Annotated in this window: 24 protein-coding genes; 13 read left to right on the plus strand and 11 right to left on the minus strand. The window is 70.9% G+C overall.

Going from position 1 to position 24,732, the window contains the following annotated elements; all coding sequences use genetic code 11:
• Positions 1–35 precede the first annotated feature (35 nt).
• On the minus strand, positions 36–1,040 hold the full coding sequence (locus DVA86_RS01325) for an EamA family transporter (RefSeq protein WP_208875046.1): 1,005 nt from the start codon (positions 1,038–1,040) through the stop codon (positions 36–38).
• A 69-nt stretch (positions 1,041–1,109) separates the two neighbouring features.
• Here DVA86_RS01325 and DVA86_RS01330 point away from each other — a divergent pair, with 69 nt between their 5' ends.
• Positions 1,110–1,997, plus strand: a complete 888-nt coding sequence (locus DVA86_RS01330) for a LysR family transcriptional regulator (RefSeq protein ID WP_208875047.1) — start codon at positions 1,110–1,112, stop codon at positions 1,995–1,997.
• 113 nt (positions 1,998–2,110) lie between these two features.
• On the plus strand, positions 2,111–2,341 hold the full coding sequence (locus DVA86_RS01335; RefSeq protein WP_208875048.1) for a hypothetical protein: 231 nt from the start codon (positions 2,111–2,113) through the stop codon (positions 2,339–2,341).
• Between the two features lie 64 nt (positions 2,342–2,405).
• Here DVA86_RS01335 and DVA86_RS01340 read toward each other — a convergent pair whose 3' ends face one another.
• Both DVA86_RS01340 and DVA86_RS01345 read right to left on the minus strand, forming a co-directional pair.
• The gene (locus DVA86_RS01340; protein WP_208875050.1) at positions 2,406–2,936 is read right to left on the minus strand and encodes an NUDIX hydrolase; all 531 of its coding nucleotides are present in this window, start codon (positions 2,934–2,936) and stop codon (positions 2,406–2,408) included.
• A 47-nt stretch (positions 2,937–2,983) separates the two neighbouring features.
• Positions 2,984–4,330 carry an NsdA family TPR-like regulatory protein gene (locus DVA86_RS01345; RefSeq protein ID WP_208884284.1) on the minus strand — a complete coding sequence of 449 codons (1,347 nt, stop codon included), beginning with the start codon at positions 4,328–4,330 and terminating at the stop codon, positions 2,984–2,986.
• 232 nt (positions 4,331–4,562) lie between these two features.
• Here DVA86_RS01345 and DVA86_RS01350 point away from each other — a divergent pair, with 232 nt between their 5' ends.
• The 5 genes from DVA86_RS01350 to DVA86_RS01370 all read left to right on the plus strand — a co-directional run bounded on the left by DVA86_RS01350 (position 4,563) and on the right by DVA86_RS01370 (position 9,812).
• Entirely contained in the window at positions 4,563–6,095 is a 1,533-nt protein-coding gene (locus DVA86_RS01350; protein WP_208875051.1) for an NsdA family TPR-like regulatory protein, read from the plus strand.
• Positions 6,096–6,156: 61 nt separating this feature from the next.
• Positions 6,157–6,747, plus strand: coding sequence for an N-acetylmuramoyl-L-alanine amidase (locus tag DVA86_RS01355; protein ID WP_208875053.1), 591 nt, complete (start codon positions 6,157–6,159; stop codon positions 6,745–6,747).
• Between the two features lie 149 nt (positions 6,748–6,896).
• The gene (locus DVA86_RS01360; protein WP_208875054.1) at positions 6,897–7,898 is read left to right on the plus strand and encodes a 1-aminocyclopropane-1-carboxylate deaminase/D-cysteine desulfhydrase; all 1,002 of its coding nucleotides are present in this window, start codon (positions 6,897–6,899) and stop codon (positions 7,896–7,898) included.
• A 538-nt stretch (positions 7,899–8,436) separates the two neighbouring features.
• A complete protein-coding gene (locus DVA86_RS01365; RefSeq protein ID WP_208875056.1) occupies positions 8,437–8,850 on the plus strand; it encodes an ATP-binding protein in 414 nt (137 codons plus the stop codon).
• Positions 8,847–9,812 carry an RNA polymerase sigma factor SigF gene (locus DVA86_RS01370; RefSeq protein ID WP_208875058.1) on the plus strand — a complete coding sequence of 322 codons (966 nt, stop codon included), beginning with the start codon at positions 8,847–8,849 and terminating at the stop codon, positions 9,810–9,812. Before DVA86_RS01365 ends, DVA86_RS01370 begins: the two co-directional genes overlap by 4 nt.
• 178 nt (positions 9,813–9,990) lie before the next feature.
• Here the strand turns inward: DVA86_RS01370 and DVA86_RS01375 are convergent, their stop codons facing one another.
• Positions 9,991–10,404 (minus strand): hypothetical protein, encoded by a 414-nt coding sequence (locus tag DVA86_RS01375; RefSeq protein WP_208875059.1) that lies wholly within the window; start codon positions 10,402–10,404, stop codon positions 9,991–9,993.
• Positions 10,405–10,466: 62 nt separating this feature from the next.
• Here DVA86_RS01375 and DVA86_RS01380 point away from each other — a divergent pair, with 62 nt between their 5' ends.
• Together DVA86_RS01380 and DVA86_RS01385 are read left to right on the plus strand one after the other, a co-directional pair.
• Positions 10,467–11,435 carry a diacylglycerol/lipid kinase family protein gene (locus tag DVA86_RS01380; RefSeq protein WP_208875061.1) on the plus strand — a complete coding sequence of 323 codons (969 nt, stop codon included), beginning with the start codon at positions 10,467–10,469 and terminating at the stop codon, positions 11,433–11,435.
• 317 nt (positions 11,436–11,752) lie between these two features.
• Positions 11,753–12,016, plus strand: coding sequence for a WhiB family transcriptional regulator (locus DVA86_RS01385; RefSeq protein ID WP_027747983.1), 264 nt, complete (start codon positions 11,753–11,755; stop codon positions 12,014–12,016).
• Positions 12,017–12,188: 172 nt separating this feature from the next.
• Here the strand turns inward: DVA86_RS01385 and DVA86_RS01390 are convergent, their stop codons facing one another.
• Complete coding sequence (locus tag DVA86_RS01390; protein ID WP_208884286.1) at positions 12,189–13,664, minus strand: sensor histidine kinase; 1,476 nt, start codon at positions 13,662–13,664, stop codon at positions 12,189–12,191.
• Between the two features lie 296 nt (positions 13,665–13,960).
• Positions 13,961–14,575, minus strand: coding sequence for a TetR/AcrR family transcriptional regulator (locus tag DVA86_RS01395; RefSeq protein ID WP_208875062.1), 615 nt, complete (start codon positions 14,573–14,575; stop codon positions 13,961–13,963).
• 78 nt (positions 14,576–14,653) lie between these two features.
• Between DVA86_RS01395 and DVA86_RS01400 the strand changes: the two genes are divergently transcribed.
• Positions 14,654–15,445, plus strand: a complete 792-nt coding sequence (locus DVA86_RS01400) for an SDR family oxidoreductase (protein ID WP_208875063.1) — start codon at positions 14,654–14,656, stop codon at positions 15,443–15,445.
• A gap of 72 nt (positions 15,446–15,517) precedes the next feature.
• Here the strand turns inward: DVA86_RS01400 and DVA86_RS01405 are convergent, their stop codons facing one another.
• From DVA86_RS01405 to DVA86_RS01425, 5 genes are all read right to left on the minus strand, one after another.
• On the minus strand, positions 15,518–16,591 hold the full coding sequence (locus DVA86_RS01405; protein ID WP_208875065.1) for an SIS domain-containing protein: 1,074 nt from the start codon (positions 16,589–16,591) through the stop codon (positions 15,518–15,520).
• A 43-nt stretch (positions 16,592–16,634) separates the two neighbouring features.
• Positions 16,635–18,293 (minus strand): glycoside hydrolase family 3 N-terminal domain-containing protein, encoded by a 1,659-nt coding sequence (locus DVA86_RS01410; RefSeq protein ID WP_208875067.1) that lies wholly within the window; start codon positions 18,291–18,293, stop codon positions 16,635–16,637.
• A gap of 7 nt (positions 18,294–18,300) precedes the next feature.
• On the minus strand, positions 18,301–19,113 hold the full coding sequence (locus DVA86_RS01415) for a carbohydrate ABC transporter permease (protein ID WP_208884288.1): 813 nt from the start codon (positions 19,111–19,113) through the stop codon (positions 18,301–18,303).
• Between the two features lie 53 nt (positions 19,114–19,166).
• Positions 19,167–20,171, minus strand: coding sequence for a carbohydrate ABC transporter permease (locus tag DVA86_RS01420; protein ID WP_208875069.1), 1,005 nt, complete (start codon positions 20,169–20,171; stop codon positions 19,167–19,169).
• 106 nt (positions 20,172–20,277) lie between these two features.
• Positions 20,278–21,552 (minus strand): extracellular solute-binding protein, encoded by a 1,275-nt coding sequence (locus DVA86_RS01425; RefSeq protein WP_208875071.1) that lies wholly within the window; start codon positions 21,550–21,552, stop codon positions 20,278–20,280.
• 306 nt (positions 21,553–21,858) lie between these two features.
• Here DVA86_RS01425 and DVA86_RS01430 point away from each other — a divergent pair, with 306 nt between their 5' ends.
• The 3 genes from DVA86_RS01430 (at position 21,859) to mctP (ending at position 24,726) form a co-directional block, all read left to right on the plus strand.
• On the plus strand, positions 21,859–22,665 hold the full coding sequence (locus tag DVA86_RS01430; protein ID WP_208875073.1) for a GntR family transcriptional regulator: 807 nt from the start codon (positions 21,859–21,861) through the stop codon (positions 22,663–22,665).
• A gap of 196 nt (positions 22,666–22,861) precedes the next feature.
• Positions 22,862–23,128, plus strand: a complete 267-nt coding sequence (locus DVA86_RS01435) for a DUF3311 domain-containing protein (RefSeq protein WP_208875074.1) — start codon at positions 22,862–22,864, stop codon at positions 23,126–23,128.
• Positions 23,125–24,726, plus strand: a complete 1,602-nt coding sequence (gene mctP / locus DVA86_RS01440; RefSeq protein WP_208875076.1) for a monocarboxylate uptake permease MctP — start codon at positions 23,125–23,127, stop codon at positions 24,724–24,726. Before DVA86_RS01435 ends, mctP begins: the two co-directional genes overlap by 4 nt.
• Positions 24,727–24,732 lie beyond the last annotated feature (6 nt).

A 24,732-nucleotide genomic window follows, 5' to 3' on the forward strand; every position in this document is an offset into this window, starting at 1 on the left:
GACCGTACGGTGCCCGCCGCACAGGCCTGCGCCCGCTACGTGGGCGGCGCCGCGTCCGCCCCGTGCGCGGGCGCCGTACGCGGGCCGGTACGGGGCTCCGTACGGACCGCGCCCACGCTCGCCGCGATGACCAGCGCCACCGCCAGCAGCTCCAGCGGCTCCATGCCCTGCCCGAGCACGACGAACCCGGCGGTCGCGGCGGCCACCGGCATCAGGCTCATCAGCACGGCGAACGTGGCCTGCGGAAGGCGCCGCAGGGCGAACAGGTCCAGCGTGTACGGCAGCCCCGAGGACAGCACCGCCACCGCCGCGCCCAGCGCCAGCGTGACCGGGTCCAGCAGCGCGGTGCCCGTGCTCACCACCGCGACGGGCGCGCTGATCAGCGCCGCGACGCCCATGGCCAGCGCCAGCCCGTCCGCCTTCGGGAAGCGGGCGCCGACGCGTGCGTTCAGCATGATGTACGCCACCCAGGTCGCGCCCGCCGCGAGGGCGAAGCCGACGCCGGTGAAGTTGAGTTCGCTGAAGCCGCTGCTGCCCAGCAGGTACACGCCCGTCAGCGCGAGCGCCGCCCACAGCAGGCTGACGGCGCGGCGCGCGGCGACGACCGAGAGCACGAGCGGCCCCAGCAGTTCGAGGGTGACGGCCGCGCCGAGCGGGATGCGGGCGATCGCCTGGTAGATCAGCGTGTTCATGGCCCCCAGGGCCAGCCCGAGGCCGACGGCCGCCGTCCAGTCCGTACGCGTGTAGCCGCGCAGCCGCGGACGGCACAGCGCCAGCATGATCAGCGCGGAGAACGTGAGCCGCATGGCGACCACGCCGATGGCCCCCGCACGCGGGAACAGCAGCGCCGCCACGGCAGCGCCGAACTGCAGCGAGAGCGCGCCCGCGCACACCAGCCCGACCGCGCCGACGCGGCCCGCGCCGTGCGGCGTACGGCCGCCCGCGCGCGCCGTCCCCGCGGCGCGGGCGCCGGCGGCCGCGCCCCCTGCCGCCGGTGTCCCTTGTGTCTCCGGTGTCCCTCGTGCCGCCGCGCTGCCCATACGGCCACGCTAGAAGGGCACAGTGCGCCGCGTGAAATGCCGGTTCACCGGCGGCTATGCTCGGGACGCATGACCGCTGGCCTGCGTCATCTGCGCGCCTTCCTCGCCATCGCGGAGGAGGGCAGCGTCACACGCGCCGCGGCCGTCCTGCGGCTCAGCCAGCCGACGCTCTCCCGCCGGCTGCGCCGGCTCGAGGACCACCTGGGCGTGCGGCTGGTGGACCGGTCCACGCACCACCTGGAACTCACCCCGGAGGGACGCGCCTTCCGCGACCGCGCGGCCGCCGCCGTGGCCGCCGTCGACGAGACGCTCGACCCGGCCCGCGCCGCCAACCGCCCGCTGCGGCTCGGGCACGCCTGGTCCGCGCTCGGCCGCTGGACCACTCCCCTGCTGCGCCGCTGGCGCGAGGAGCACCCGCTGACGCCGCTCGAACTCCTCCGGGTCGACGACCGTACGGCCGGCCTGCTGCGCGGCGAGGTGGACGCGGCGGTCGTACGGGGGCCGCTTCCGGAGGACGCCGAGGGGCTGCGCAGCGAGTGGCTGCTGGACGAGCCGCGCGTCGCTGCCGTGCCCGCCGGCAGCGCGCTCGCCACCCGCCCGGAACCGCTGACCCTGGCGGACCTGTCGGGTCAGCCGGTCGTGCTGAACACCGTGGCCGGCCTGACGACGCTCGAACTGTGGCCGCAGGACATCCGCCCCGACGAGGCCGCGGCCGTACGCGTCCGCAACACGGACGACTGGCTGGGCGTCATCGCGGGCGGCAGCGCCGTCGGCACCTCCACCACCGCCACCGCGGAGCTGCACCCGCACCCCGGTGTCGTCTACCGGCCGCTGGCCGGGACGGACGACGTGCCCGTACGGCTGGTCTGGCCCGGCACCGCGGCCCACCCGGCGGTGCCCGCGCTGACCGCCCTCGTACTCGACATCCTCTGTGTCCCTCCACAGGGAACCGAGTGATCACGGCATACGTTGGCCGGGCAGAGGGCACTCAGCCTCTCGCACACCCATCGGGATCCAGGTATCGGGATCCGGATCCATTCCCCATCCAGATCCACCACAGGAGACAGACCATGGCAGGGTTCCTCGACAAGGCCAAGGAGCAGGCGCAGCGCGGCCTCTCGCAGGGCAAGGAGAAGGTCGGCGAGGTGCAGGCCCAGCGCGCGGGCCAGGACCTGGTCCGCAAGCTGGGCGCCGCCTACTACGCGGAGCAGCACGGCACCGGCTCCGCCGCGAACGTGCAGCAGGCGATGGCCGCTCTCGAGCAGCACATCGCCCAGCACGGCGACGGCGCACTGCGCTAGCCGGCACCGTACGCACCTCGCGCGTCGTGCTCGCTGCGCGCACCGGTCCCGCCGGTCGCGCCGGTCAGCCGAAGCGCAGCCGGTGGAGCATGAGGAGCGCCGCGGCCGAGTTCGCGGCGGGCACTTCGCCCCGTGCGATCAGGTCCGGCGCCTCCTTCAGCGGCATCCACTCGCGCTTGTCCGACTCGTAGTCGTCCTCCGGGTGGCCGACGAACGCGGCACTCTCCGCCCAGTAGATGTGGTGCCGCGCGTCGGTCAGCCCGTTGGACGGCTCGACCGTCATCAGGTGCCGCAGCGGGCCCGGCTGCCAGCCGGTCTCCTCCAGCATCTCGCGGGCCGCGGCGGCGGCGATGTCCTCGCCGTCCTCGACGACGCCCGCAGCCAGTTCCCAGCCCCAGCTGTCGGTGATGAAGCGGTGCCGCCAGAGCAGCAGCACCTCGTTCCGCTCGTTGACGGCGGTGGCCATGGCGACCGGCCGCATCCTTATCAGGTAGTGGTCGAGGCGGCGGCCGTCGGGCAGTTCCACATCGGCCAGGTTCACGCGCAGCCACTGGTTCTCGTACACCGTGTGCTCACCCAGGTTCTTCCATAGCACGTAAGTGCCCCCTTCCCCGCAGAAGTTGGGCACTCCAGCATGCGGCCTCAGAGGGGGACTTGCAGTGCCTCGTCGATCAGCCGCGCGGCCTCCGCCGCGGACGTGCCGGGGTGCCCGGCCAAGTGGTCGCGGACCGCTCGCATCCGGTCCCGCAGCCGCTGTGACTCGATCCCCTGCGCATGCCCCACCATCTCGGCCGCAGTCGCCGCCGCCCGCTCCGCCTCGCCGCTGCGCAGCTCGACGTCGGTGAGCGTGGCGAGCCGGTTCACCCGTCCTCGTACGTGCGCGGGTGCCCGGGCGGCCTCCTCGGCATACCGGCCGGCGGCCTTCACGTCCCCCAGCACCAACAGCGCCTCGGCCACCCGCACTTCGAGCAGCCCTGGCTGTACGTAGCCCGTCTCCTCGGGCTCCTCCTCCGGACGTATCCGCGTGGAGAACGTCTCGGCCAGCCGCATGCAGCGGTGCGCGCTGCCCCGGTCACCGAGCCGCGCGTACGCCTTCGCCTGCATCGCGTACAGGTCGGTGGCGAGCGCGGGGCTCGCGTGCGGACCGGTGGTGCGTAACACCGACTCGGCGCACGCGATCGAGTGCCGGTTGTCTCCCAGGAACAGCGCCTGGTTCACCAGCAGCGACACCACGTACCCGCCGAACAGCCGGTCCCCGGACGCCTTTCCGAGCCGCAGCGCCTGGTGGAAGTACCGCTGGGCGAGGCCCTGCGAGTCCGCGTCGTACGCGCAGATCCCGCAGACCGCGGCCAGCGAGCCGGCCGCGCGGCACAGCTTGCGACCGGTGCGGTCGTCGTACGCCCCGCGCATCAGCGGCGCCACCTCGGCGGTCAGGAAGCCGACGACGCGGGGGCGGGTGGCGACGCCGCCGGCATTCCGGTACAGGTGCTCATAGTGGCCGCGTGCCGCGTGCAGCACAGCCACTTCGGCGTCGGTCACCTGCCGGCGGCCGGCGTGTGAGACGTCGAGGTCCTCCGGCGGGTTCTCCCACTCCCATACGGGCGCCGCCGCGGCCGCGCCCGTGAGCAGCGACGGGCCGGGCGCCTCGCCGTGCAGTTGGTCGGATCGCCACAGCACGGCGGCCCGTTCGAGGAAACGGTTCAGTCCGCCGACGTCGGCGACGAGTTGGGCGGGCGGCTCCGAGGGCGCCGCCATGCCTATGTCGTCCAGCGTGAGCGTACGGGCGAGCTGGCGGCCGAGGATCTCGCAGATCAGCTCGGGCACCCGGCCGCGCGGCCGCTGGCCCTTCAGCCAGCGCGCCACAGCCGTGTGGTCGTAACGCAGGGTGATCCCGGCGTCGTTGCCGAGCTGGTTGATCCGCGCGGCCAGTCCGGCCCGGGACATCCCGGCCTGATCGAGCAGCGCGTCCAGTTGGCGGTTCGGCTCCATCGCGGCCCTCCGGTCCTTCATCACGTGTTTCGCAGAGTAAGGGCACATCCGTTCACACGGGGTGCGAATACAGCACGACCACCTGTACGAGGCACATGCTCCCCGTCGTAGGTTACTTGGGGTTGAGTCGAAGTACCCCTCCGTAGGCAGAGATGCGTACGGAGAGCAACCAAGGAGGGCTCAGTGAACGATCCGATCCGCTTTCGACTCGATCTCCGGAAGGAGGACCGCGATGCGCTCGGCTAGCCGCACCCGCACCCCCAACGACGCGCTCCGCGCGCTGCTGGAGGAGTCCGGCTGGACGCAGGCGGCCTTCGCCCGCGCCCTGGCGCGGCTGGGCGCCGAGACGGGCGCACACCTGCACTACGACCGCACCTCCGTCGCCCACTGGCTGCGCGGCAGCCGCCCCGGGCCCGCGGTCCAGCGGCTGATGGCGGAGGCGCTCAGCCGCCGCCTGCGCCGCCCGGTGACGGTGGCCGACCTCGGCATGGGCGGCACCGGCGGCCCGGGCCGGCGGCCGTACGGGCGCACGGCCGCGCCGCCCGACTGGCCGGATCCGCGCGTACGGGCGCTGGACACGCTGGCGGCGCTCACGGCGCCGGCCGCGGGCCCGTCGCGCGCGCACGCGAAGACCCCGGCGCCGTACCGGCTGACGCTCCTCACGGAGCCCAAGTCCGTACCGCCGGAGGGGAAGTCCGTACCGCCGGAGGGCCGGACAGGGCCGAAAGGACCGGCAGGACCCGGAGGACCGGCGGGGAACGCCGCACTGACGGGACCGGAGGGCGTACGCGGGCGGCCCGCACCGGCACAGCGCGCGGAGCACGCGCAGGGCGCGCAGCCCACGGAGCGCGCCGACTGCGGCCCGGCGGACGTCGCCTCCGTCCGCGCGCACGCGTACTTCTTCGCCGAGCAGGCCGACCGGCGCGGCGGCGGGCACATCCGCGCGCCGCTGGCCGCGTACGTCTCCGGGCTGGCCCGCCGGCTGCGCGACCCGGAGGCGGCGGGCCCGTACCGCGGCGAACTGCTGTCCGGCGCCGCACGGTTGAGCTACCTGCTCGCCCGCGTATACGCCGACGAGCAGCGCCACGGACTCGCCCAGCGCGCCTTCCTCACCTCCGGTGAACTGGCCGAGGAGGCCGGCGACCCGGCCGGCTCCGCGCTCGCGCGGCGTGCACTGAGCACGCAGGCGCACGAGTTGGGGCACCACCGGCACAGCCTGGCGCTCGCCGAGGCCGCCTGCGAGACGGCGCCGCCGGACACCGAGCCGTCCGCGCGCGCGTTCCTCTACGCGGGACTGGCCGTCGCGGCGGCGGACGGCGGCGGACGCGCCGACGCACTGGCCGCGCTGCGCCGCGCCGAGCAGTCCATGGCACACGCCGACGCCCTGGGCGGCGGCCCCGTCGGCGGCTATCAGGAGGCCGCGCTCCAGTACCAGACCGGGCAGGTACGCGCCGGACTGGGCGACCGCAGCGGCGCCATACGCGAGTTGCGCGCGTCCCTGCGGTCCCGCCCGGTGGACGAACGGCGCGCCCGCGCGCTGAGCCACGCGGAGCTCGCCGAACTGCTGCTCTCCTGCGGCCGTTTGGAGGAGGCGTGCGCCTCCTGGGAGGTCTTCCTGGAAGACTGCTCGATGGTCCGCTCCGGCCGCGCGCGGCGTGCCCGGGCCCGCATCCCGGTGCTGATCCGCCCATACCGGCGCGAAGAGTGCGCACAGGCGCTTATGGCGCGCTCGGGCGCCCTGGCGGGGAACGGTGGTTTCCAGTAAAAGCGAAAGTACGGGCTTCGGCCCCTGACGTCATCCGAGACCAGGAGAAACAGAGGCGAGCATGGCCACACCCATCACCGCGAACGCCTTGGTCGCGGCCCTCGAGGACGAGGGTCTGACCGTCGCGGAAGTGCGCGACTGGCGGAACCACAACCGCAACCACAAGGGCGCCTGGGGGCCAGTGCACGGCATCATGATCCATCACACGGTCACCAGCGGTGCCGAGCGCACCGTCGACATCTGCTACGACGGATACGCCGAGCTGCCGGGGCCGCTCTGCCACGGCGTGATCACGAAGGACGGCACCGTCCATCTCGTCGGCCACGGCCGCGCCAACCACGCCGGGCTGGGCGACGACGACGTGCTGCGCGCCGTGATCGCGGAGAAGGGACTCCCCGCGCCCAACGAGCAGAACACCGACGGGAACAGCCGCTTCTACGGCTTCGAGTGCGAGAACCTCGGCGACGGCGAGGACCCCTGGCCGGCCGCCCAGCTCGAGGCCATCGAGAAGGCGTCCGCGGCGCTCTGCCGCCACCACGGCTGGAACGCGCCGTCCGTCATCGGCCACAAGGAGTGGACGAACCAGAAGGTGGACCCGCGCGGCTTCAGCATGGACGACATGCGGGAACGCATCGCGGAACGGCTCAAGTGAGAGCCGGGCACGGGAGGGCGCCGGGTCGAGCCGCGGGCCGGCCCGGGTGAGAATCGGCCTGTGACCGCACAACCCGCGCAGCCCGCGTGCCCCTCGTGCCCCGTGCAACGCGCGTGCCCCGCAGGCCCCGCGTGCCCCGCAGGCCCCGCGTGACAGCGGACCGGCTGGACGCCCTCGCCCCGCGACTGCCGTCGCCCCTCCAGGAGGTGGCCGACGAGCGGTTCGCGCGGCGGGGCGTCCGGCTGCTGCTGAAGCGGGACGACCTGATCCACCCGGCGCTGCCCGGCAACAAGTGGCGGAAGCTCGCGCCGAATCTGCGCGCCGCGGCCGAAACCGGCCACCGTACGCTGCTCACTTTCGGCGGCGCCTACTCCAACCACCTGCGCGCCACCGCCGCCGCGGGACGCCTCCTGGGCTTCGCCACGGTGGGCGTCGTCCGCGGCGAGGAGCTGGCCGACCGCCCGCTCAACGCGTCGCTCGCCCGGTGCGCCGCCGACGGCATGCGGCTCCACTTCGTGTCCCGCGCCGCGTACCGGCGCCGGAACGACCCCGCCTGGACCGCCGGGCTGCACGACCGGTTCGGCGACTTCTACGCGATCCCCGAGGGCGGCAGCAACGCCCTGGCCGTACACGGCTGCACGGAACTGGGCCACGAGCTGCGCGGCCGTACGGACGTCGCCGCCGTCGCCTGCGGTACGGGCGGCACGCTGGCGGGACTGGCCGCCGGGCTCGGCACGTACGGCGCGGAAGACACGTACGGCACACCCTCCACATCCTCCACATCCGCACCAGGGTGCGCACTGGGCATACCCGTGCTCAAGGGCGGCTTCCTGGGCGCCGAGGTGGAGCGGCTGCAGCGGGAGGCGTTCGGCGGCCCGCGCGGCGACTGGACGCTGGACGACCGCTTCCACTGCGGCGGTTACGCGCGGACGACCGGTGAGCTCGACGCCTTCGCCGCGGATTTCGCCGCCCGGCACGCCGCCGTACTGGCCAGGGACGACTTGGGAGCGTCGGGGGAGGGGGCGCACGACGGGGGCACGGACCGTCTCGACCGCGTCTACGTGGCCAAGCTGCTGTTCGCCCTCCGCACACTCACGGTGGAGGGCTCGTTCGCGCCGGGGAGCACCGTCACGGCCGTGATCACGGGTTAGCCGCCGACATCGCTGTCACGCTGCGTGTCCGGCACGGCTGCGCGACCGTACCGCCTCGCTCCGCTTGCGGTCACGCAAAGGAACCGCCTTCCGCTTTCGCCCAGATCCGTGCCGGGTGTTGCTATGAACGCCCCAACTCGTGGGTATGGAACCTGAGGTACCCCTTTCCATCGGCTGCGATACGAGCCGCGGGGTACCGGGTGGCGGGACCGCCGGGTGCTCTTCCGGATCCCCGGAGAGCCACTGCGCGCGCCGGACGACGCCAACGCAGCGTAATCGTCCTGGATTTGAGGGCCTTACCCCCTAGCCACGGACAGTACCCATGTGTTTACTATGGGTGACGCCCCCAGGATGGGGCGGCGGCGGCCGTTCAAGATTCGTCCGGGCGACATCCCGAGTCGGATCGCGATAGCGTCGCAGTCGTACCATCCGCCGCGTCGGCCCGTGCGGCTCTGCAGGCACTGCGCAGAGCCCCCGGACCGGAGCGTTGGTAAACAGCCATCGAGCCTAACCAGCTTGCGCCACCTTGGAGGTGAGGGTGTCCCAGATCGCAGGCGAGCCCGGAGACAAGGACTTCGTCGAGGTCCGGCTGCCCGCTGCGGGTGCCTATCTGTCCGTGCTGCGTACGGCCACAGCCGGGCTCGCGGCCCGATTGGACTTCACTCTCGACGAGATCGAGGATCTGCGGATCGCGGTCGACGAGGCGTGCGCCATCCTGCTCCAGCAGGCCGTCCCCGGCTCGGTGCTGAGCTGTGTCTTCGAGCTGATCGGCGACTCGCTGCGGGTGACGGTCTCGGCGCCGACGACCGACGGCCGGGCTCCTGAGCGTGACACTTTCGCCTGGACGGTGCTGACCGCCCTGGCCGGGGAGGTGGACTCGGTGGTGTCAGAGGACCGTACGGTCAGCATCAGTCTGCGCAAGCAGCGCGGCGCGGGTCCGGAATCGTCGTGACCGAGCACGAGGCACGAGAAGCGTGGGCGGGCCGCTTCGAGGCGGCCGGTCCCGGCATTCCCGAGCAGCAGGCCCGGCCGCACCCGGCCGACCCCGGCAGTCAGCGAGTGGAGCGGGCGGAGCGAGCGGAGCAGGCAGAGCGGGCGGACTCGATGGAAAAGCAGCGGAGCGAGAAGCAGGGGCACACCGAGTACGGGCAGTACGACCCGCACGACCGCAGCGGTGCGCGTGCCCTGTTCATCGAGCTGCGCAAGCTGCCCGACGGCTCCCCCGCCCGCGCGGAGCTGCGCAACCACCTGGTGCGGATGCATCTGCCGCTCGTCGAGCACCTGGCCCGCCGATTCCGCAACCGCGGCGAGCCGCTGGACGACCTCACGCAGGTCGCGACGATCGGTCTGATCAAGTCGGTGGACCGGTTCGACCCGGACCGGGGCGTGGAGTTCTCGACGTACGCCACCCCCACCGTCGTCGGCGAGATCAAGCGGCACTTCAGGGACAAGGGGTGGGCGGTCCGCGTGCCGCGCCGGCTGCAGGAGCTGCGGCTGTCGCTCACCTCCGCCACCGCCGAGCTGTCCCAGCAGCACGGCCGCGCCCCGACGGTGCACGAGCTGGCCGAGCGGCTGGCGATCTCGGAGGAGGAGGTGCTGGAGGGCCTGGAGTCCGCGAACGCCTACAGCACCCTGTCGCTCGACGTGCCCGACACAGACGACGAGTCCCCCGCCGTCGCCGACACCCTGGGCGCGGAGGACGACGCCCTGGAGGGGGTGGAGTACCGCGAGTCGCTCAAGCCGCTGCTGGAGGAGCTGCCGCCGCGCGAGAAGAAGATCCTGCTGCTCCGCTTCTTCGGCAACATGACGCAGTCGCAGATCGCCCAGGAGGTCGGCATCTCCCAGATGCACGTCTCCCGGCTGCTGGCCCGCACGCTGGCCCAGCTTCGCGACCGGCTGCTCGTGGAGGAGTAGGCGGCAGTGTGGCGCGCCCGTCCGCGCGCCACGCGCCCCCTTGAAGCGGAAGGCTCCGGGCCGGACTTCCCGGGCTGAACGTTCCTGCGCCGGATGTCCCCGCACGCGACGTCCGCGCCCGGTGTTCCGGGCTCATACGTCGGCCGGGCGCCCTTCGGACGCCCCCTGGCGCCCCTGGCTACGCGTCCCTGGGCCCGATGCCGAGCGCCTCGGTCGCGGTGGGGTTGACCACACACACGAGCACGGCGAACGCGATCACACCGATCAGCGCTCCCCCCGCGGTCCAGGCGCCGCCGTTCTGCGCCATCTGCCAGCCCACGGGCAACGCCAGCAGCTGAGTGATCATCGAAGGCCCCCGGCTCCAGCGCCGCCGCAGCCACAGCCCTCGCGCGGCCAGCAGCGGCAGCACGGACAGCGCGAGCACGGTGAGGGCCATCGTCAGTGCCTGCGTCATACCGTCGGGATCGCCGGTGAAGAGCATCACCAGCGAGACGAGGCCGAACCCGGCAATGACCACTCCTTCGAGTGCGGTCAGCAGAGCCGCCGCCGTGATGCGGGCGGGACGGGCGTGGGGCGCGGTGGTGTCACTCACCCCAGCAGGGTAGCCCGGCACCGGGCTGGGCCCCGTACCGCACCGTGGGTACGCTGCCCTTCATGCGCGCACTTCTCGTGGTCAATCCCGCAGCCACCGCCACCAGCGCGCGGACGCGTGACGTGCTCTCGCACGCACTTGCCAGCGACCTCAAGCTGGAAGTGGCGACGACGGAGTACCGGGGCCACGCCCGCGACCTCGGCCGGCTGGCGGCTCAGGACGGCGAGACGGAGTTGGTGATCGCCCTCGGCGGCGACGGCACCGTCAACGAGATCGTCAACGGCCTGCTGCACGACGGCCCCGACCCGGACCGGCTCCCCCGCCTCTCCGTCGTCCCCGGCGGCTCCACGAACGTGTTCGCCCGCGCGCTCGGCTTTCCGAACCACGCCGTCGAGGCCACCGGCGTCCTGCTCGACGCGCTGCGCGAAGGCCGCGAACGTACGGTCGGGCTCGGGCTGGCGGCGGGACCGCCCGACTCGGACGACGCCGGAGTGCCGCCGCGCTGGTTCACCTTCTGCGCGGGCTACGGATTCGACGCGGGAGTGATCGGCCGGGTCGAACAGCAGCGGGAGAAGGGCAAGCGTTCGACGCACCCGCTGTACGTACGACAGGTGATGCGCCAGTTCCTCAAGGAGCCGCACCGGAGGCACGGCACGATCACACTGGAGCGCCCGGGCGAGGAGCCCGTCGAGAAGCTCGTGATGTCCATAATCTGCAACACGGCGCCCTGGACCTATCTGGGCAACCGCCCGATGTACGCGGTCCCCGGCACCTCCTTCGACACCGGCCTTGACCTGCTGGGACTGTCCAAACTGACGCCCGCCGCCGTCAGCCGCTACGGCACCCAGCTGCTCACTTCCACGCCCGAACGCGGCCCGCACGGCAAGCACGCGGTATCCCTGCACGACCTGAGTGGTTTCACCTTGCATTCGCAGGTCCCACTGCCGTTCCAGATGGACGGTGACCACCTGGGACTCCGTACCAGCGTTCAGTTCACAGGCGTACGGCGTGCACTGCGCGTGATTGTGTAAGCCGAAGGGCCTAAAGTCCTTTTACTCGAACGTTTAGGCTGGCTTCCACCCACTGGAAGTACGGCTGTGAGCGATGCGACACCAAGGAATCAAAAAAAACTTTCCGCAAGGGGTTGTATCCGCAGCCGAGGTTTGCGAGTCTCTTCATGGCGATCGGGACGGCTCGTTGTCGGCCCCCTTGAGAGCCCGAATCCTCCTCCTCATTCCTGTGGGACGCGCATCACATCTTGCGCAGTGCCCCTTCCCCCGTGGAGGGATTCGTGAAAGCGTTCACATTCACAAGCAACGTACCCGTAGCACGAGGAGAGGTAGCAGCCATGGACTGGCGTCACAACGCCGTTTGCCGCGAGGAAGACCCCGAGCTGTTCTTCCCCATCGGCAACACCGGTCCCGCGCTGCTGCAGATCGAGGAAGCCAAGGCCGTCTGCCGCCGCTGCCCCGTCATGGAGCAGTGCCTGCAGTGGGCGCTGGAGTCCGGTCAGGACTCCGGTGTCTGGGGTGGCCTCAGCGAGGACGAGCGCCGCGCGATGAAGCGCCGCGCCGCCCGCAACCGGGCGCGGAACAACGCCGCGACCGCCTGACTGACCCCCCGACTGCCACCAGCTGCTCTCGACCCGCAGCGCGCAGTGCCCTGATACGCATCGCACATACGCCCTGAGCCCCGGAACGTGACGACGAAAGTCACCGTCCGGGGCTCGCGGTCTGTGCGCCCCCAACAGCCCTTCCGCGAGCGCGGCGGGGCCGGCCCCGGCCCTAAGGCTTCTCGGGTGCCACCGGCAGGTCGAAGATCACGCGGGTGCCCCGCTCCGGCGCCGGCACCATGTCGAACGTGCCGCCCAACTCGCCCTCCACCAGCGTCCGTACGATCTGCAGTCCCAGGTTGCCCGAACTCCGCGCGTCGAAGCCCTCGGGCAGACCGCACCCGTCGTCCTGCACCGTCACCAGCAGCCGTCCCGCCTCGCGGCCCACGTTCCCGCCGCGTACGGCTCCGACCTCGACCGTGCCGAGCGTGTCCGGCCCGAAGCCGTGCTCCAGAGCGTTCTGCAGGACCTCGGTGAGCACCATGGACAGCGGGGTCGCGACCTCGGCGTCGAGGATGCCGAAGCGCCCGGCCCGGCGACTTGTGACCCGGCCCGGCGACAACTCCGCCACCATCGCGAGCAGACGATCGGCGATCTCGTCGAACTCGACGCGCTCGTCCAGTGTCTGGGACAGCGTCTCGTGCACGATCGCGATCGAACCGACCCGCCGTACGGCCTCGTTGAGCGCGTCGCGGCCGCGGTCGGAGTCCATCCGCCGGGCCTGCAGCCGGAGCAGCGCGGCAACCGTCTGCAGATTGTTCTTCACCCGATGGTGGATCTCCCGGATGGTCGCGTCCTTGGTGAGCAGCTCGCGCTCCCGGTGCCGTACCTCCGTGATGTCCCGCAGCAGGACGAGCGAACCGATGCGGGTGCCCTTCGGTTTGAGCGGGATCGCGCGCAACTGCACGACGCAGTCGTTGCCTTCGACCTCCGCCGCACGCGGCGCCCAGCCGCTCGCCAGCTTCACGATCGCCTCGTCCACGGGGCCACGCGACGGCGCCAGTTCGGTGGTGGCCTGGCCCAGATGGAGGCCGACCAGGTCGGCGGCCAGGCCCAGCCGGTGGTACGCGGAGAGCGCGTTGGGGCTGGCGTACTGCACGACGCCCTCGGCGTCCAGCCGGATCAGCCCGTCGCCGACCCTCGGGGAGACATCCGTGTCGCCCTGCTCGCCGGGGAAGGGAAACGATCCGGCAGCGATCATCTGTGCGAGATCGGAGGCGCTCTGAAGGTACGTCAGCTCGAGCCGGCTCGGCGTACGGACGGTGAGCAGGTTGGTGTTGCGGGCGATCACGCCGAGCACCCGTCCCTCACGGCGCACGGGGATCGACTCGACCCGTACGGGCACCTCTTCGCGCCACTCCGGGTCGCCCTCCCGTACGATCCGGCCCTCGTCGTGGGCCGCGTCCAGCAGCGGGCGGCGGCCGCGCGGAACGAGATGCCCGACCATGTCGTCCTGGTACGAGGTGGGGCCGGTATTGGGGCGCATCTGCGCCACGGAGACGTAGCGGGCGCCGTCCAGCGTGGGGACCCACAGGACCAGGTCGGCGAAGGAGAGGTCCGAGAGCAGCTGCCACTCGGACACCAGCAGGTGCAGCCAGTCGAGATCGCGGTCGCTGAGGGCGGTGTGCTGGCGTACGAGGTCGTTCATGGAGGGCACGCGTCGAGCCTACCGGCGGGTGGCGAACAAGAAGTCGCCTCAGCCCATGGACAGCGGCAAAAGGTCTAGTCCACAATGGTTCGCGAAGGGCCGGACACACAACTCCACAGACTCTGCCTTCCCCGCACAGGAAGGCGGAACGAGACTCGCGGCGCTCTCTGCCCTGACCGCGCCTGAGTCTCCGAACTCCGGGCTGCGGTGCCGGACGGGCTGAGGGTCCCGTCCCGGCGCCGCGGCCCGAAGTGATTTCCGGGGCCGCCGGGCTTCAGCTCCGGGGCTGCCTTCCTTCAGGCGCCGCCGGCCTCCGGTCTCTCCGGCCAGGCCCGCATCGCGACGCCGGCCACCGCTTCCAACTCCGCACGGCCCGCGCCGTCCCGCGCCTGCTGGGACATCCCCTGCATCACGGCCCCCACGTACCGCGCCAGCGAGTCCGGGTCGGCCTCCTCGGGCAGCTCACCGGACGCGACCCCCGCGCGTATCCGCCGCTCGAACAGCCGCACGTTCTGCTCGCGCATCAGGCGCAGCGACTCCGCGACCTCGCCCGAACTGCAGTTGGTGGCGGCGCTCACGATCAGACAGCCGGGCGGGCGGCCCGGCTGCGTGTACTCCACCGCGGCGTCGCACAGCACCCGCTCCATGGCGTCCCGCGCGGTCGGCTCCTCGGCGAGCGCGCGGTCGATGAAGCCGCCGTACTCCTGGATGTAGCTCTCGATGACCTCCTCGAAGAGCGTCTTCTTGTCGCCGAACGCCGCGTAGAGGCTGGGCGCGCCGATGCCCATCACGCGCGTCAGATCGGAGATGGACGTCGCCTCGTAGCCGTCCTCCCAGAAAGCACGCAGCGCCTTCTCCAGGGCTGTCTCCCGGTCGAAGGACCGCGGACGTCCGCGCTGTTTCGTGGCCATGGAAACCATTCTATAGCGCTCACTGAAGAATGTGCTACGGTCTTTCTATAGTGACCGCTAGAGAAACGGGAGACAGCGATGAGTGCTGCCACGGCGCCTGCGACCGGACATGTGACGCGCACCCTTACGGGCAAGACCGCGCTGGTCACCGGGGGCGGCAGGGGGATCGGACGAGGCATCGCCGAGCGGCTGGGGCGGGACGGCGCCCGGGTCGCCGTGCACTACGGCAGCGACGAGACATCGGCCAAGGAGGCGGCGGCGGCCATCGAGGCCGCGGGAGGTGAGGCGTTCACGGTCGGGGCGAAGCTGGGCCGGCCCGGCGACGCGGAGGCGCTCTGGGCGGCGTTCGACGAGCATGCCGACGGACTGGACATCCTGGTGAACAACGCGGGGATCACCGGCGCCCGGGAGCCGATCTCGGGGCTGACGCCCGACGACTTCGACGTGGTCTTCGACGTGAACGCCAAGGCGCCGTTCTTCGTCACGCGGCTGGGGCTGCCCCGGCTTCGGGACGGCGGGCGGATCATCAGCGTCTCGACGGTTCTCACCCGGGGCGTCGGGATGCCCGAGCTGATCGCGTATTCGATGAGCAAGGGCGCGATGGACGTCTTCACCCTGACGCTGGCGAAGGAGCTGGGCCCGCGGGGCATCACGGTCAACACCGTGGCGCCGGGCATCGTGGACACCGACATGAACGCGGGCTGGCTGCGCACCAGCGAGGAAGCGTGGTCGGGCGCGTCCGGTGCGGCCGCGCTGGGCCGCGTGGGGCGGCCCGAGGACATAGCGGATGTCGCGGCGTTCCTGGCGTCGGAGGACGGCCGCTGGGTGACGGGGCAGTGGATAGACGCGTCGGGCGGCTCGCTGCTCTGAGCGCACACGGACGGCGGCCCCGCCACGGGGGCGGGGCCGTCGTCCGTGCTCAGCCTGGGTGCGTCTCGAGCCTCAGCGCGTCTCGGTGACCTTCGCGAGGGCGCGCGGGGCGTCGGGATCCTGGCCGCGGGCGATGGTGACCTCGTAGGCCAGCATCTGGAGCGGCATGATCTCCAGGATGGGCTGAAGCTCCTCGGCCACACCCTCGGTCGGCAGGACGAAGCCCGAGGACGCCGTGTCCACCTGCGCTGCCGGGCCGATCACGACCAGGTCCGCGCCCCGGTCCTTGAGCCTGTCCAGCACCGGCTGCAGCGCCTCGCCGCCCTTGCCGTCGGTCACGACGGCGATCACCGGGGAGATGTTGTCCACCATGGCGAGCGGGCCGTGCAGCAGGTCCGCACCCGAGTAGGAGAGGGCGGGGATGTAGCTGGTCTCCATGAGCTTCAGCGCGGCTTCCTTGGCCGTTGGATAGCCGTAGCCACGAGAGGTGATCACCATGCGTTCCGCGAAGCGGTAGCGGCCGGCGAGGGCCTTCACCTCGTCGCCACGGGCCAGCACCGACTCGGCCAGTTCGGGCAGCGCCTTGGCGGTCTCCGGGCCGTTGCCGCCGCGCATGCCCTCCACGAAGAGGTAGAGGGCGAGCAGTTCGGCGGTGTAGGTCTTGGTCGCCGGGAGCGCCTTCTCCGGTCCGGCGAGGACGTCGATGTGGAACTCGCTGACCTCGGCGAGCGGGGAATCGGCGTTGTTCGTCACCGCGAGGGTGATCGCACCGGCCTCGCGGGCGGCCTTGGTGGAGGCGACCAGGTCCGGGGAGCCGCCGGACTGGCTCACGGTGATCACGAGGCAGTCGGTCAGATCGGCCTTGGCCTCATACGCCGTGGTCGTGGACATGGAGGTGAGTCCGCAGGGCTTGCCGAGCAGCACCTCGAGGAGGTACTTCGCGTACAGCGCCGCGTTGTCGGAGGTGCCGCGCGCGGTGAGAAGGACGAAGCGGGGGTTCCGTCCGGCGATCTGTTCGGCCGTCTCCCGGATGACGGGGGCGCCCTCTTCGAGGATGCGGCGCAGCACCGCGGGCTGCTCGGCCATCTCACCGGACATGATCCGCCCCGGCACGTGGGGCTGCTGGGACGGAGTCGGGGCGGACATGCTGGGTGCCTCCAAGTGGCTTGTGCTGTGCGGCCCGCGGGGGTCAGCCGTCGGCCCCCTTGCCGACGATGACCTCCGCGGCGGCCCGTCCGCAGACGCGGGCGGCGCCATGGGTGGCGATGTGCAGGGCCCCGGCGGGCGGCGACTGGGGCAGTCCCATCTCGACCACGACCGATTCCGGCCGTACGGCGAGCAGGGCGTCCAGTGCGTCGGCCATCCAGGAGTGACGGTGGACGTCGCGTACCACTGCGACGATCCTACGGTCCGCCGCGGCGTCGAGCACATTTGCGACCAAGCCGGGCGCACCCGTGGCGGCCACCGCGTCGCGGCCGTACGTGGCCGTACGGGTGCCGGGAAGGAGACGTTCGAGTTCGGGTGCGAGGCCCCAGGGGGTCGTGTCGCCCACGGCGATGTTCGCCAGCGGTGTGAAGGCCGCGACGAAGGGAGGTGAAGCCAGGGGTTCGTAGTCGCCGGACGCGGTGATCCGCAGCGCACGCCGGGCTGCCCGCAGCCCCACGTCCGCACCCGCCGTGCCGTCCGTGCCTGTGACACCCGTGTCCGTGACATTCGTACGCGTGACACCCGCACCCGTGCCGCCCGGTCCCGTCTCCCCCAGCAGGCCCGGCCGTGGTGGCGAGAGGGCAGGCGCGCTCCCCTCCTTGCCCAGCGCGCCTGCACCCCTCGTCCAGCGCGCGAGAGCGCGCACCCGTGCTGCGGCGTCGGCGAGTCGCTCCCGCGGGAGTTCGCCGTCGCGTACGGCCCTCACCAGCGCGTCGCGAAGCCGCAGCACGGTGTCTTCGTCGGCCAGTCCCCCGCCGACGCAGATGGCGTCGGCCCCTGCGGCGAGGGCGAGCACGCTGCCGCGCTCGAGGCCGTAAGTGGCGGAGATGGCCTGCATCTCCATCCCGTCGGTGACGATCAGCCCGTCGTGGCCGACGCCGCCCCGGCTCTGCGGGGCACGCAGCAGCCCGGTGAGGGCGGCCGGACTCAGCGTGCCGGGCAGCGCCTCGTCGAGGGCGGGCAGCAGGATGTGCGCGCTCATCACGCACTTGCTGCCGGCCGCCACGGCCGCCCGGAACGGCACGAGTTCACGCTCGTGGAGCGTGCTGAGATCGGCGTCGATGCGGGGCATGGAGTGGTGCGAGTCGATGGCCGTGTCGCCGTGCCCGGGGAAGTGCTTGACGCAGGCCGCCACGCCCGCCGCCTGCAGGCCCTCCACATAGGCCACCGTGTGCCGGGCGACGAGCTGTGGGTCGCCCCCGAACGAACGGACCCCGATGACCGGATTGTCCGGATTGGAGTTGACGTCCGCCGACGGCGCCCAGTTGAGGTTGACGCCGCAGGCCGCCAGCCGCCGCCCGAGCTCGTGGGCGACCTCCCGGGTGAGTGTCGGGTCGTCCACGGTGCCCAGCGCCAGATTGCCCGGGAAGGAGGACCCCGTACGCGCTTCCAGCCGCGTGACATCGCCGCCCTCCTCGTCGATGGCGACCAGCACGTCCGGTCGTGCCTCGCGCAGCTCGGCGGTGAGCGCGGCGAGCTGCTCCGCGCTCTCGATGTTCCGCCCGAACAGCCCGACCGAGCTGAGCCCTTCGCGCAGCTGCGCCAGCAGCCACGCGGGGGCGGTGGTGCCGGTGAAGCCGGGCTGGAGGACGGCGAGCGCGTCGCGGGTGAGGGTGCCGGCGTCACTTACGAGGGTCGTCATGCCGCGGTTATCCCTTCACTGCGCCGGCGCTCAGGCCACCGACGGCGCGTCGCTGGAGGAAGAGGAACAGGAGGAGTACGGGTACGGCGAACAGGGAGGACGCCGCCATGGTGGCACCCCAGTCGTTGCCGAAGGCGCTCTGGAACTGGGTCAGCCAGAGCGGCAGCGTGTACGCCTCGGACTCCTTGTTGAGCACCAGCACCATGGCGAACTCGTTCCAGGCCGTGATGAACCCGAAGAGAGAGGTCGACATCAGCCCGGGCGCGAGCAGCGGGAAGATCACCCGGAAGAACGCCTGCGTGCGGCTGCACCCGTCGATCAGGGCGGCCTCCTCCAGTTCCTTCGGCACGGCGGCGATGAAGCCGCGCAGCGTCCAGATGGTGAAGGGTAGGACCATCACGAAGTAGATGAGGGTCAGAAAGCCGATGTTGTTCAGCATTTCGGCGTCCCGGGCGATCAGGTACATCACGATGACCATCACCTCCCAGGGCGCCATCTGCGCCATCATCACCGCGAGCACCAGGCCCTTACGGCCGCGGAACCGCATCCGTACGATCGCGAAGCTCGCCGCCAGCGCCACGAACAGCGCGAGCAGCACGGCCCCGATCGTCACGGTGAGGCTGTTCTGCACGTACGTCCAGAACATGTCGACGCCGGTCGCCGTGCCGTAGTGCTCGAAGGTCGGCGTGAAGACGAACGTCGGTGTCTCGGTGAGGATTTCGGAGGACGGTTTGAAGGACGTCGAGAACATCCAGTAGACGGGGAACAGGAAGACCGGCACCAGCGCCAGCGCCACGGCGTTGGGCCATACCTTCCCCATCGTCTTGCGGCGCTTGGCGCGCACCGCCGCCTTGTCGACCGGCAGGGTGTTGCTCACTGTTCCTCCTCCTGCTTGAGGATCAGGCGGAAGTAGAAGGACATCGCGATCAGCAGGACCAGGATGGTCAGTACGGAGGCCGCGGCCGCGGTGCCGAAGTTCATCTGCGCCATGCCTTCGACGTAGGCGAAGACGGGCAGCGTCTCGGAAGCCCGGTCCGGCCCGCCGCCGTTGAGGGCGACGATCTGGGCGAACGCCTTGAAGACCCAGATGATCTCCAGGAACGTGGTGATCAGGAAGAACGGCTTCATCATCGGGAGGACCACGGACCGGAACAGCCGCCAGTTCGACGCGCCGTCCACGCGGGCGGCCTCGTACAGCTCGCCGCTGATGGTGGTCAGTCCGGCGTACAGGTTGAGCGCCACGAACGGCACCGACGCCCAGACGATCATCACCGTGACGATGGTGAGCGTGGAGAACCCGGACTCGAACCAGTTGTGCTGCTCGTAGCCCTCGAAGCCGAGGCTGCGCATCACCCAGTTCATGACGCCGAACTGCGTGTCGAACAGCCAGCGGAAGACCGTCGCCGAGGCGACGATCGGCATCGCCCAGGCCATCACCAGGGACAGGGACAGCAGCAGCCGCATCTTCTTGCCGAGCCGCCCCAGCAGCACGCCGATCAGGGTGCCGAACACCATGATCAGCACCACGTTGACCGCCATGAACAGGAAGGTCCGTACGACGACGGTCCAGAAGGCGTCGTTCGTCAGCAGGTCGGTGTAGTTGCTGAGACCGGTCCAGACGGTCTTGCGGGAGATCATCTCCGTACGGCCGAGCTGCTGCGTCGACAGGAGGATGTTCCGGACCAGGGGGTAGCCCAGGAAGGCCAGCAGCGAGACGACCGCGGGAGCGATCAGCGCGTACGGCAGCCACGCGGCGTTCCCTGTACGTCTGCCGCGGGCGCCCTTCCCGCCGCTCCGCCCGCCGCCCGCCGGCTCCTTCGTGCCGGGCGGCGGCGACTCCTCCGCGACCGGGGTCGCTCCCTGGGTGTGCACGGTCATGTCTACTTCCTCGCGGTGAGGGCCGGGGACGAGGGGCGGGGTGCCCGGGCCGACGGCCGCCCGGTGCACCCCCATGGGTCTCCCGGCGCGGAACGCCGGGGGCGGTTCAGCTCTTGTTGATGCGCTCGTCGATGACCTTGTCGGCGTCCTTGCCGGCCTGCCCCGGGGAAGTCCCCTTGAGCACCTTGGTCATGTACTCCTTGATCGGGTTGGGCTCGGTCTCGACGTTCGCCCAGCCCGGCGTGATCGGCGTGAGCGCGCCTGCCTCGGAGGACTTGACCATGGCCTCGGCGAAGGAGCCGGCCGCGGGCTTGACCTGGGCGGCCGGGCTGTTGGGCAGCAGCCCGCCCTCAGTGGCCTCGGCGTACTTCTTCATCCACTTCTCGGAGGTGGCCATCTTCAGCCACTCCTGGGCCAGTTCCTTGTTCGGCGAGCGCTCGGAGACCGCGAGGTTCGAGCCGCCGAAGAAGACCTTGCCGGGGGTGTCGGCGGTCTTGCCGGGGATCGGGAAGTAGCCGAAGTCGGCCTTGTCGCCGGCCTTCTCGATGGCCTCGATGGCACCGGCGGCCTCCCAGCCGAGCCCGATCCAGGAGGCGACCTTGCCCTTGGGCACGACGTCGGTGGACTGCTGCGGGGTCGCTTCGTCGGCATCCTTGGGTGCGGTGGAGAAGGAGTTCAGCTTCTTGTAGAACTCCATCGCCTTCTGCGCCTCCGGGCCGGCGAGGGTGCCCTTCCACTTGTCGCCGTCCTTCGCCGCGATGTCGCCGCCCTCGTCCCAGAGGAAGCCCGCGAAGACGTACCAGCTCTGGCCGGGCAGGTAGATCGGCTGGACGTCCGTCTTGTCCTTGATCTTCTGCAGTCCGGCGACCCACTCGTCGCGGGTCTTCGGCGGCTTCACCCCGGCGTCCTCGAACACCTTCTTGTCATAGACGACGGCGCGGTTGGCCGCGTACCAGGGCGCGCTGTAGAGCTTTCCGTCCAGCTCGGTGGAGGGGACCATGCCCTTGTTCCACTTGTCGTAGCCGAGTTCGCTCTTCATGTCGGTGAGGTCGGCGAGGCCGCCCGTGACCGCGTAGCCGGCGGTCTGCGTGTTGCCGAGTTCCAGTACGTCCGGCGGGGAGTCCTCGGAGAGCGCTGTGGTGATCTTTTCCTGGATGCCGTTCCACTGCTGGACCTTGATCTCGACCTTGACGCCCTTGTGCTGTGCCTCGAACGCCTTGTTGAGTTCCTTGGCCCAGGGGTCGGGTGCGGATCCGTCCATCGCCCAGACCGTGAGAGTCTTGTCGCCGCCACCGCTGCCGCTGTCGTCGTCTGAGCCACAGGCCGTGACACCGGCCACCATGGCCGCGGCCCCCACTGCCGCTATGAGCTTGCGCTTCACGCCATCCTCCTCAAGGGACGCCCGAACCCCCCGCCCAACGAGATGAACAACCGAAGACATACGAAGACATACGTCGCGTACTGCCCGTGGGACCGGGATTGGTCTTTAATGGTTTAGACCAGTTCCCGCAGCTTGGCCTAGACCTATAGGGGTGTCAACGGTGTATAAAGCTCGCAGTCGTTTCCGTTACCGGAACGACATCTGAGCTGGGACGCACTCCCAGGCCGGGCTCGTGCCACGATGTGAGCCGCTACGTACACGGAGGAGCCGGTGACGGCAGCACGACACGAGCCGGGAAGGCGTGCCATGAGCACCGACGGGGTTGCGGCCACGGCGGCCGGCACCAACAGCGCGGGCACGGGGGAAGCCGCGAGCGGGAACGGCAACGCCGCCCCGCGCACCGCACGCGTGCCCAAGTACTACCGCCTGAAGCGGCATCTGCTGGAGATGACCGAGACGATGCCGCCCGGCACGCCGGTACCTCCCGAACGCACGCTGGCCAGCGAGTTCGACACCTCCCGTACGACCGTGCGCCAGGCCCTCCAGGAACTCGTCGTCGAGGGGCGGCTGGAGCGCATCCAGGGCAAGGGCACGTTCGTCGCCAAGCCCAAGGTCTCGCAGGCGCTGCAACTCACCTCGTACACCGAGGACATGCGCGCCCAGGGCCTCGAACCCACCTCGCAGCTGCTGGACATCGGCTACATCACCGCGGACGACCGGCTCGCCGGCCTGCTCGACATCCCGACCGGCGGCCGCGTGCTGCGCATCGAACGGCTGCGGCTGGCCAGCGGCGAGCCGATGGCGATCGAGACGACGCACCTGTCCCAGAAGCGCTTCCCGGCACTGCGCCGCAGCCTCGTCAAGTACACCTCGCTCTACACCGCGCTCGCCGAGGTGTACGACGTCCACCTCGCCGAGGCGGAGGAGACGATCGAGACCTCGCTGGCCACGCCGCGCGAGGCCGGGCTGCTGGCCACCGACGTCGGGCTGCCGATGCTGATGCTGTCCCGGCACTCCCAGGACAGCGAGGGCGAACCGGTGGAGTGGGTCCGGTCGGTCTACCGCGGCGACCGCTACAAGTTCGTGGCCACCCTCCAACGCCCGCGCCGCTGACGTACGGCGCCACCGCGGTCGTACGGGCGCACGCCCCGCGCCCGTACGAGCCGGCGTTCCGGACTGCCCGTACGGGCCGCTGACCGGCGGTGGTGTGGCCGGTCCGTTATCCCGTGGGGTAGTGACGCGAGACCCCGCCGTGGCTAGATTTCCTGCGCAGCCCGCAGAGATCACCCAGCCAGAGACGGAGCGCCTCATGTCACCACCCGATAAGGCAGCAGGCGAGCCGGTGATCACGCCCGCGCGCGTGGTGATCGGCCTCTGCCTGCTCGCTCCGTTCGTCGCGATGCTCTGGGTCGGCTCGTACGACAGCGTGGATCCGAAGTTCATCGGCATCCCGTTCTTCTACTGGTACCAGATGCTGTGGGTGCCCCTGTCCACGGCGCTGACCTGCGTCGCGTACGTGCTGGTGCGCCGCGAGAAGGCCGCCAGGCGTGCTCGCGAGGGCGGTGAGCAGCAGTGAACGACGGCGTCAACGGAATCGCGCTCGCGGTCTTCATCTTCTTCTTCGCCCTGGTCACCGTGATGGGCTTCCTCGCCGCGCGCTGGCGCAAGGCGGCGGTGGCGGACAATCTCGACGAATGGGGCCTGGGCGGCCGGAGCTTCGGCACCTGGATCACCTGGTTCCTGCTCGGCGGCGACCTGTACACGGCGTACACCTTCGTGGCCGTCCCGGCGGCGATCTACGCGGCGGGCGCGGCGGGCTTCTTCGCGGTGCCGTACACGATCCTCGTCTACCCGCTGATCTTCACCTTCCTGCCCCGCCTCTGGTCGGTCTCGCACCGCCACGGCTACGTGACCACCTCGGACTTCGTGAAGGGCCGGTTCGGCTCCCGCGGGCTCTCCCTCGCGGTCGCCCTCACCGGCATCCTGGCGACGATGCCGTACATCGCGCTGCAACTCGTCGGCATCCAGGCGGTGCTGGACGTGATGGGCGTCGGCGGCGGGGAATCGACGCACTGGTTCGTGAAGGACCTGCCGCTGCTGATCGCGTTCGGCGTGCTGGCGGCGTACACGTACTCCTCCGGGCTGCGGGCGCCCGCGCTCATCGCGTTCGTGAAGGACGCGCTGATCTACATCGTGATCATCGTGGCGATCGTCTACATCCCGGTCGAACTCGGCGGCTTCGACGAGATCTTCAGCAGCGCCGAGGAGAAGTTCTCGGAGACCGGCGGCTCGCTGGTGACCGGGCCGGACGCGCACTGGGCGTACGCGACGCTGGCGCTGGGCTCCGCGCTCGCGCTGTTCATGTATCCGCACGCCATCACGGCGACGCTGTCCAGTCGCAGCCGCAATGTCATCCGCCGCAACACGACGATCCTGCCGCTGTACTCGCTGATGCTGGGGATGCTCGCGCTGCTCGGCTTCATGGGCATCGCGGCCGGCATCGAGGTGGAGAACGGGCAGCTGATCGTGCCGCAGCTGTTCGAGAACATGTTCCCGGCCTGGTTCGCCGGCGTCGCCTTCGCGGCGATCGGGATCGGCGCGCTGGTCCCGGCGGCCATCATGTCGATCGCGGCCGCGAACCTGTTCACGCGCAACATCTACCGCGACTTCTTCAGGCCGGACGCCACCCCGGCGCGGGAGGCCCAGGTCTCCAAGATCACCTCGCTGCTGGTGAAGGTCGGCGCGCTGGTCTTCGTCCTCACCATGGACAAGACCACCGCGATCAACTTCCAGCTGCTGGGCGGCATCTGGATCGTCCAGACGATGCCGGCGCTCGTCGGCGGCCTCTTCACACGGTGGTTCCACCGCTGGGCGCTGCTGGCGGGCTGGGCCGTGGGCATGCTCTACGGGACGATCGCGGCGTACTACGTCGAGAGCCCCACGCAGAAGCACTTCGGCGGCAGCAACGACACCATCCCGCTCATCGGCGAGATCGGCTACATCGGGCTGACGGCCTTCGTGCTCAACCTGCTGGTGACACTGGTCCTGACGTTCGTCCTGCGGGCGCTCAACGCGCCGGACGGCGTCGACGAGACCTCGCCCGGCGACTACACCGCGGACGCGGGCGACCCGGGCGTGCAGGAGAAGCTGCCGCCGGTCGCCAAGGCGCCCTGACCGGCT

The organism is Streptomyces armeniacus (assembly GCF_003355155.1).
Classification (GTDB): Bacteria; Actinomycetota; Actinomycetes; order Streptomycetales; family Streptomycetaceae; genus Streptomyces; species Streptomyces armeniacus.